The following is a 2,598-nucleotide window of genomic DNA, read 5'->3' on the forward strand; positions in this document are numbered from 1 at the left end:
GCCTCGGTGATCGCGCCGTCCCGGCGCAGGCGGGCGATGAACAGGCGGTGGCCCTTGAAGAAATGTTCGGCCGCAAAGACCGTCAACCCGTCGAGCGGCGCGCCCTCGTCAACGCGGTAGGCGCGCGCGACATATTGATGCCAGGCCGTGCCCCGGCCGCTGCGGTCGCCGGCGCCGCCGACCCGGCGGATATAGTCCCGGCAGGCGGCCGCGATGTCGACCCGCATCAGCTTGGGGCCGAGTATGCCGAGCATCACCACCGAGCCGAATGTGCCGATCACATAGCTGATCGAGAAGGCGGCGGGGAGTATCTGGTTGGCGCTGGTCTTGGCGGCGGCGGAGATCGCCGATTGCGAAATCGCTGTTTGAGAGAGGCCGAGAGCGGATGACGTGGTCGTCGACCCGGCGTAGAGCCCGGCGGCGATGCCGACGTCATAGCCGGCAAGGCGGACGGCGAGGTAGACCGCGCCGAGGCTCATCAGGCAGACGAGCGCGGCGAACGCCGCCTGCTGCAGGCCACCGGAAAAGAGGCCGCGCACGAATTGCGGTCCCGCGCTGTAGCCGACGGCAAACAAATAGAACACGAAGAACACCGTCTTGACGTCATCGGAGACGGTGATGCCGATCTGGCCAATCACCAGCGCGGCCAGCAGCGTCGCCGTGACATCGCCAAGCGAGATCCCAGCGATCTTGACCCGTCCGAGAGTGTAGCCCGCGAACAGGGCAAGGAAGAGGGGGATTTCCACGTTTTCACGCAGCGTGGTTGCCAGCCAGTCGAGCATGGTGTGCATTCACTCCGTTTTCAGGGCACCAGCGTCAGAAGGACGAAGACGACGAAGATGACGAGGTGCACAGCGCCCTGCAGCACCGTCGTCCGTCCCGTGCCGAGCGTGAGCGTGCTCACGAACAGGGTCAGAAGCAGCATCACCATCTGTTCCGGCTCGAGGCCGAGGGTGATCTGCTGTCCGATGAAGATCGACACCAGCGCCACGATCGGGATCGACATGCCGATGCTGGCAAGCGCCGAACCCAGCACCAGGTTGATGCTCTGCTGGATCCGGTTCTTCGCCGCCGCCTGCACCGAGGAAATGCCTTCCGGCAACAGCACGAGCGCCGCGATCACGACGCCGACGAGAGCATGCGGCAGGCCGGCTGAGGTGATGGCGAGGTCGAGCGGATGGGACAGCGCCTCGGCGAGCAGAATCACCACCAGCAGCGACACCGGCAGCATGACGGCACTGATCGCCGTCATCCGTGCCGATGGCTTTTCGGGGTGTTCGGGGAAGAAGCCTTCTTCGCCCTCCGCCGCAGGACCATCGGCGTCGTCGACGAAATAGTTACGATGGCGCACGGTCTGCACGAACAGGAATACGCCGTAGAGCGTCAGGCAACACAGGCTGATGACCAGAAGCTGCGCCCAGGAATACTGCCTGTCGGCGCCGGAAATCGCGAAATTGGGGAGCACGAAGGCGAGCGTCGAGAGCGTGCCGAGCACGGCGAGCGCCGCCGAGGCGGCGGGCAGCTTGAAGCTCTGCTCGTGATAGATCCGGCCGCCACGCACGAGGCAGAGGCCGATGATGCCGTTCAGCACGATCATCACCGCGGCGAACACCGTGTCGCGTGCGACTTCTTCTCCGCCCTCGATGCCGGAGAGCATGATCGAGATGATCAGCGCGACCTCGATCAGCGTCACGCAGCAGGCAAGGATGATCGAGCCCATCGGCTCGCCGAGCCTGGCGCCCAGCACCTCGGCATGCAGCACCGAGGCGAACACCGAGCCGCCGAGAAGCAGGATCGCCGGCAACACGAACACCGTGGCGGTGTCGTGTAGCACGCCGGTGATCTCAAGCGCGGCCCATGCGAGGGCGGCGATAGGCAGCAACAGGCTCCACCGGGGGATCGAATTGCGGGCGTGCATGCGTTTCTCTCTTCTCGGCTGTCTGTTCCGGTCACAATGCCGGAACCGGCGTTCTGTTATCGTGGCGTCCCGGTCGGTATCGCGCTGGTCGATGTGCCGAGCACGAAGGCGAGGTTGGCCGCCGCCGTGAAGGCCGCCTCGCGCGCATCGCCCTCGGCGAGCCGGGCGTCGAGCAGGCCGTTTTGCGCCGTGGCGAGCGCGGAAACCGTGCCGACGCCGTTCTGGTAGGATTCGAGCGCCGAATCATAGGTTTTGTAGGCCGCCTGCCGCAGCTTGACGGCGGAATCATTGGCCTGGATCGCGGTGGTCAGCGCGTTGGAGGCGACCACGATTTCGCGGGCGGCGGCATCCTTCAACTGGTCGAAGTTGCGCTCGGCGGCCTCGACCCGGCTTTGCGCCTGCTTCAGGTTGGCGTCGCGCATGCCGGCGTCGTAAAGCGGGATGGTGGCGCCGAACATGATGTTGCCGTTGAGGCCGCTATTTTCCACCGCGGGAAGGCCGGCGGCATCGAGTTGGGTCTCATAGGTGGAGAGCGTACCGAACACGCCGATCTTCGGCATGAAGTCCGCCTTTGCCTTCTTGACGCCCTGACGGCTCGCCTCAAGCGCAGCATAGCCGGCGAAGATATCGGGACGGTTGGCCAGCGCGATCTCGATCATCGTCTCGGTCGGCATGCTGGA

2 protein-coding genes and 1 pseudogene are annotated in these 2,598 nt (G+C 65.3%); all 3 read right to left on the bottom strand.

Annotation, left to right across the window (positions count from 1 at the left end):
• Nucleotides 1-791, bottom strand: a pseudogene (locus tag B4E36_RS05090) (aspartate-alanine antiporter); the annotation flags it as partial.
• 11 nt (nucleotides 792-802) lie between these two features.
• Complete coding sequence (locus B4E36_RS05095; RefSeq protein WP_292052556.1) at nucleotides 803-1,918, bottom strand: calcium:proton antiporter; 1,116 nt, start codon at nucleotides 1,916-1,918, stop codon at nucleotides 803-805.
• Between the two features lie 56 nt (nucleotides 1,919-1,974).
• Nucleotides 1,975-2,598, bottom strand: a 624-nt coding sequence (locus B4E36_RS05100; RefSeq protein WP_345900065.1) for a TolC family protein, incomplete at its 5' end; no start/stop codon positions are given.

Origin of the sequence: Martelella sp. UBA3392, assembly GCF_002358775.1 — a bacterium.
In the GTDB taxonomy this organism is placed as follows: Bacteria; Pseudomonadota; Alphaproteobacteria; order Rhizobiales; family Rhizobiaceae; genus Martelella; species Martelella mediterranea.

Coding starts and splice junctions, on each gene's coding strand:
- B4E36_RS05095 (WP_292052556.1), bottom strand. CDS start 1,918: ATGCACGCCCGCAATTCGATCCCCCGGTGGAGCCTGTTGCTGCCTATC.